At 70.5% G+C, this 5,187-nt stretch carries 5 protein-coding genes; 2 read left to right on the forward strand and 3 right to left on the reverse strand.

Annotation, left to right across the window (positions count from 1 at the left end):
• Together VD972_RS28335 and VD972_RS28340 are read right to left on the reverse strand one after the other, a co-directional pair.
• A partial coding sequence (locus VD972_RS28335) for an exodeoxyribonuclease III (RefSeq protein ID WP_324991874.1) occupies positions 1–405 on the reverse strand: 405 nt, incomplete at its 3' end.
• 43 nt (positions 406–448) lie between these two features.
• Complete coding sequence (locus VD972_RS28340; RefSeq protein WP_324991875.1) at positions 449–1,393, reverse strand: alpha/beta hydrolase; 945 nt, start codon at positions 1,391–1,393, stop codon at positions 449–451.
• Positions 1,394–1,504: 111 nt separating this feature from the next.
• Between VD972_RS28340 and VD972_RS28345 the strand changes: the two genes are divergently transcribed.
• The gene (locus VD972_RS28345) at positions 1,505–2,497 is read left to right on the forward strand and encodes an aldo/keto reductase (protein WP_324991876.1); all 993 of its coding nucleotides are present in this window, start codon (positions 1,505–1,507) and stop codon (positions 2,495–2,497) included.
• Positions 2,498–2,503: 6 nt separating this feature from the next.
• Complete coding sequence (locus VD972_RS28350; RefSeq protein WP_324991877.1) at positions 2,504–3,340, forward strand: phytanoyl-CoA dioxygenase family protein; 837 nt, start codon at positions 2,504–2,506, stop codon at positions 3,338–3,340.
• Positions 3,341–3,364: 24 nt separating this feature from the next.
• Here VD972_RS28350 and VD972_RS28355 read toward each other — a convergent pair.
• On the reverse strand, positions 3,365–5,187 hold a 1,823-nt coding region (locus VD972_RS28355), incomplete at its 5' end, for a PAS domain S-box protein (RefSeq protein ID WP_324991878.1).

Here is a 5,187-nt window from a genome sequence, read left to right on the forward strand (position 1 = left end):
CCGCTCGAAGAGCCGTCGGTAGAAGTCCAGCTTGAAGGGGATGCGGCTGTTGTCCCGGTTCTTCCCGTTGCCGTTGGGGAAGTAGCAGTTGACGATCGTCAACCGCCCGAAGCGCGCCACCTGCAGGCGCCCCTCCGCGTCCATCTCCTTCACGCCGAGCACCGTCTCCAGGTCGTCCGGCGCATCCCGGGCGAAGAGGCCCACGCCGCTGTAGCCGGGGCGCTCGGCGGCCACGAAGTGCGTGCGCCAGCGCTTCAGGGCCCGCAGCTCCTCGGGGAGCTGCTCGGGGCGGGCTCGAACTTCCTGCACCGCCACCACGTGGGCCCGCGCTCCGGTGAGCCAGCGCTCGAACCCCTTCTTGTGGACCGCTCTCAGTCCATTCACGTTCCAGGACACGACTCGCACGGTAGGGTTATGGCGCGACAACCCCCGGCGAATCCAGTCGAATTCACGGGGCCATGGACGCCGGCTCGATCCCCTGCCCTACCAGGAAGGTCCGGACGGCCTGGGCGATCTCGCTCCCTGCCTCCACCAGCCCGGCGTGCCCCGCATCCGTGACGAGCAGCCACTGTGCCCGGGGCAGCATCCGCCGCATCTGCTCCATGTCGCTGAGCGGGACGATCAGATCGTGGGCCGCCGCGATGAGCTGCGTGGGCACCTGCACCCGCGCCAGCACATCCCACGAGTGCCCCACCATGAGCCCCTGGAGCGTCTTCCAGTAGGCCTCGGGGCTCATGCGGCGCAGGGAGAAGAAGAACTCGTCGATATCCGCTCGCGGGGCTCGCGACCGCAGGGTCCCCGTCAGCCGGCCCGCCGAGTAGGCGAGCGAGCTGGCCAGGAAGGCCCTCACCATCGGCGAGATCAGGGGTATCACTGGCGCGGCCGCATCGACGGCCTGCTTCATCGCCGCCAGGCCGAGCCGTGCCAGGCGCCCCTGCCTCCACGTGCCTGCAGCCCCGGCAGCGCCTGCGATGAGCGTCATCGCGGGCACCAGCTCCGGACGCCGGTCATACAGCTCGAGGAGGACGCGGACACCCATGGAGAAGGCGATGTGGTGCGGGGCCCGGCCATTGCCTCGCCGCATCATCGCCTCCGTGACGCGCTCCAGATCGTCCACCTGGGCCCTGACGGAGTAGTCCCCGTCGCGGGCCTCGTCGCTGTGCCCGTGCCCGCGGTAGTTCCAGTGCACCACCCGGTGGTCCTGCTCGAGGTTGGCCACGATGTAGCGCCAGAAGTTCTCCGAGGTGCCGATGCCATTGGTCAGCAGCACGGGGGGCCGGGAGGCCATCTCCGACTCGACGCGATCCTCGGGCACCTCCCCACTGTGCGTGTGGTACGCGATCCGGGTGCCATCCGGAGCAGTGACGAAGCGGGTGACGCGTCGGTAGGGCATAGATCAGGGAATACATGCGGCGCGGAGCCCTGGCATGCAAGCTCTCCTGCCCGCCCATCGTGTACGCGTGGACCGCTGGACGTCGCGGCGCGGGGCACCGAGAGTGCGCTCATGAGCACTCCCGACCCCCGGCTTGTCCCCTGGCTCACGCCCCGACCGGCGGACGAGGCCCCGCCGCCCGTGCTCGCCGTGGGGACGATGAACTTCGGCAAGCGCACCCCCGCCGCCGAGGCCCGGCGCATCGTCGACCGGGCGCTGGAGCGCGGCGTGCGGTTCTTCGACACGGCCAACGTGTACGGCAACGGCGAGGCGGAGCGAATCCTCGGGCAGGCGCTCCGCGGTCGGCGCAAGGAGGTGGGGCTGGCGACGAAAGCGGGGCTCGCGCGGGTCCAGGGCCGGCCGGAGGGGCTGTCCGCCGCGCGCGTGGAGCAGTCCCTGGAGGAGAGCCTGGAGCGGCTGGGCACGGACTTCGTGGACCTCTTCTACCTGCACCAGCCGGATCCGGCCACGCCGCTCGAGGAGACACTGGAGGCGGTGGGCCGTCTGCTGCGGGCTGGCAAGGCGCGCCACTGGGGGGTCTCCAACTTCGCCGCGTGGCAGATCCTGGAGCTGAACACGCTCTGTGATGCGCGAGGCCTGCCGCGCCCCGCCGTCTCCCAGGTGCTCTACAACGTGCTCGTGCGCCAGCTCGAGCTGGAGTACCTCCCCTTCACCCGCCGCCACCCCCTCCACACCACTGTCTACAACCCGCTTGCGGGCGGTGTGCTCACGGGCCGCTATGCGCCGGGCGCTCCCCTCCCCTCGGACTCGCGGCTGAGCTCCAACCGGATGTACCAGGGCCGCTATGGCTCCAGCCGGCTGCTGGAGCAGGTGGAGGCCCTGCGTGCCGTGGCCCAGGCCGAGGGCCTGGAGCTGGTGACGCTGGCCTACGCGTGGCTCGCGAGCCGGCCCGGCGTGGACTCCGTCCTCGTAGGCCCCGGCTCGGTGGAGCACCTGGACGCCGCGCTGGAGGCCTGCACCCGGCCGCTCTCACCGGAGACGCTCGCGCGAATCGATGAGCTTCACCAGGCGTTCCTCGGTACCGACGCCCGTTATGCGAGGTAGGTGATCATGCTGCGCGTGCCCCCTGATCGCTTCGACGTGGACTCGGCGCTCGCCCACTACGCCGAGCACGGCTACGCCCGCCTGGGCGTGCTGCTGGACGACGCGGGGCTGGCGGCCCTGCGGGAGCGGACGGACGATCTGATGCTCGGGCGAGTGACGTACCCGGGCCTCTTCTTCCAGCTGGACGCGCCCACGGGCCGCTATGAGGACGCGCCGCTGGGGCTGGGGTGGCAGGGCCCGTCGCTCGACTACCGCAAGCTGGAGAAGCTGGAGCTGGATCCCCGCTTCCGGACGTGGCTGGAGAACCCCCTGTTCGAGCGCATCGCTCGAGCGGTCATCCCCGGCGACATCGTCATCTACCGCGCCATCCTCTTCCACAAGGGCCAGGCGGGTGGCAGCAACCTGCCCTGGCACCAGGACGGTGGCCGGCTCTGGGGCATCACCCAGGAGCCCGAGCTGCAGCTCTGGACGGCCCTGGACGACGCGCCCGAGGAAGGAGGCTGCCTGGAGGTGGTGCCCGGCAGCCACCGAAGCGGGCTCGTCACCCCGCTGGGAGGCGTCATCCCTCCGGAGCGCGTGGCCGAGGCCGACGCAGAGTCCCGCCGGATCCACCTGCCTGCCCGGGCCGGAGAGGTGCTCCTCCTGCACAACCACGTCTGGCACCGCTCCGGAGCAAGCCGCACCGGGCAGCGGCGCCGTGCCTTCTCCGTCTGCTACATGAGCGCGCAGACGCGGTGTGTCCGCAAGAAGAAGGCCCCACGCGTCTTCACCCCTGTCTTCCGCCACGGCGCCGAGGCCTCGGCTCGAGGGGACACCGAGCCTCGGTTTGAGCCCACGGAGTGAGCACCCGGGAGCGGCCCTCCAGGCTCAAGACTGGGACGACGAGGGCAGCGCTCCCCCACCCGTGGACGCGCCCGGAGGCAGCGGGGCAGGCGTGAGCCGCCCGGAGCGGAAGCCCCGTGCCGTGGGGAAGATGATCCGGAACGTCGTCCCCCGGCCCACCTCGCTCTCCATGGAGATCTCCCCACCAAAGCGGGTGACGATGCCCTGGCACACGAAGAGCCCCAGGCCCGTCCCGACTCCCGCGGGCTTGGTGGTGAAGAACGGATCGAAGATCCGCGAGCGCATCTCCGGAGGGATCCCCGCCCCCGTGTCCCGCATCTCGACGATCACATGGCCCTGCACGGTGCGCAGCTTGATGCGGATCTCGTTGTGCTCGGGCTGCCCCTGCGGAATGGCCTGGGCGGCGTTGATCAGCAGGTTGAGGAAGACCTGGCCCAGGCGCCCCTCGCTGCCCTCCACCGGCGGCACCTCCACGTAGTCCCGCACCACCCGTGCGCGATAGCGCAGCTCCGCCCGGGCGATGGTGATCGCGGACTCGATCACGTTCTGCAGGTTGACGGACGTGGGCACATCGTCGTCCGCGCGTGAGAACGTCTTCAGATCGGCCACGATCTGCCGAACTTTGTTGGCGCCCATGGCCGCCTCGCGCAGCACCTCCTCCGACTCGGCCAGCCTCCCCGGCGGCACCTCCCCCGCCAGGGTCCCCAGCTCGTTGGCGAGGAAGGACAGGTTGGAGATCACGAAGGTCAGCGGGTTGTTGATCTCGTGCGCCACGCCCGCCGCCAGCGTGCCCATGGCCACCAGCCGATCCGACAGCACCAGCCGCGACTGCATCTGCTTGCGCTCGGTGAGATCGCGCGCGCTCACCACGGTGGCTGGCTCGCCGTGGAAGACGACGCTCAGGCAGCTCACCTCGGCCGTCATCACCCGCCCGTTGCGCTGGAGGAAGCGCAGCTCGAACGCCCCCGAGCACACCATCTCGGGCGCCGCGTCCAGCACCCCCGTGGCCATCTCCTGATCCTCGGGGTGCACATACTGGAGCACCGGCGTGCCAACCAGCTCGGAGGCCGGCAGCCCCAGGAAGCGCAGCGCGGAGCGGTTCACATAGAGGAGCGGCCCGCCCCGGTGGACGAAGATCGCCTCCGGCGAGCCCTCGATGAGCGACCGGAAGCTCTCCTCGGAGCGCCGCAGCGCCGCCTCGGCCCGCTTGCGCTCGGTGATGTCCAGGGACGCCGCGCCCAGGAAGCGCCGGCCCGCCTCATCCTTCACAAGGAAGCGGTAGGTGAGCCAGTGATGCTCGTTGCCGTCCGGCGCGGGGATCATCGCCTCGGTCGTCATGGGACGCCCGGACTCGAGCACCTCTCGATCCCGCTGGCGGACATGCGCCACGGCCTCCTCCGGCATCAGCTCCTCATCCGTGACGTCGTGCAGCTCCGCTCCCTCCAGCCGGAAGAAGCGCCGGTAGGGCTCATTGGCCCAGACGCGCCGGCCCTCGGTGTCCTTCATGTAGGCCAGCGCCGGGCTGTTGTTCATGAAGGAGGAGAAGAGCTCCTGCGTCTCCTGCAGCGCGGAGAGCGCCTCGGCACGCTCGCTGGCCAGCGTCTGCTTGGCCTCGTACTCGACGGCATTCGCCATGGCCGCGCCCAGCATCCCCGCCAGCAGCTCCATGGTCCGCGTGTCCCGCTCCGTGAACGCGTGCGGGCGCGAGGAGGCGATGTTGAGCGCCCCACTCACCCGCAGCCCGTGCCGCAGTGGCATCGCGATAATGGACCGGACGCCGACCTTCCGCGTGGCCTCCCGGTTCACCCGCTCATCCGTCTCGGTGTCCCCCGTGGACAGCACCTCGC

This window comes from Hyalangium sp. (assembly GCF_035629615.1).
In the GTDB taxonomy this organism is placed as follows: domain Bacteria; phylum Myxococcota; class Myxococcia; order Myxococcales; family Myxococcaceae; genus Hyalangium.

Bases quoted from the DNA above. Each gene is read 5' to 3' on its own strand.
- VD972_RS28340 (WP_324991875.1), bottom strand. From the start codon at position 1,393: ATGCCCTACCGACGCGTCACCCGCTTCGTCACTGCTCCGGATGGCACC.
- VD972_RS28345 (WP_324991876.1), top strand. From the start codon at position 1,505: ATGAGCACTCCCGACCCCCGGCTTGTCCCCTGGCTCACGCCCCGACCG.
- VD972_RS28350 (WP_324991877.1), top strand. From the start codon at position 2,504: ATGCTGCGCGTGCCCCCTGATCGCTTCGACGTGGACTCGGCGCTCGCC.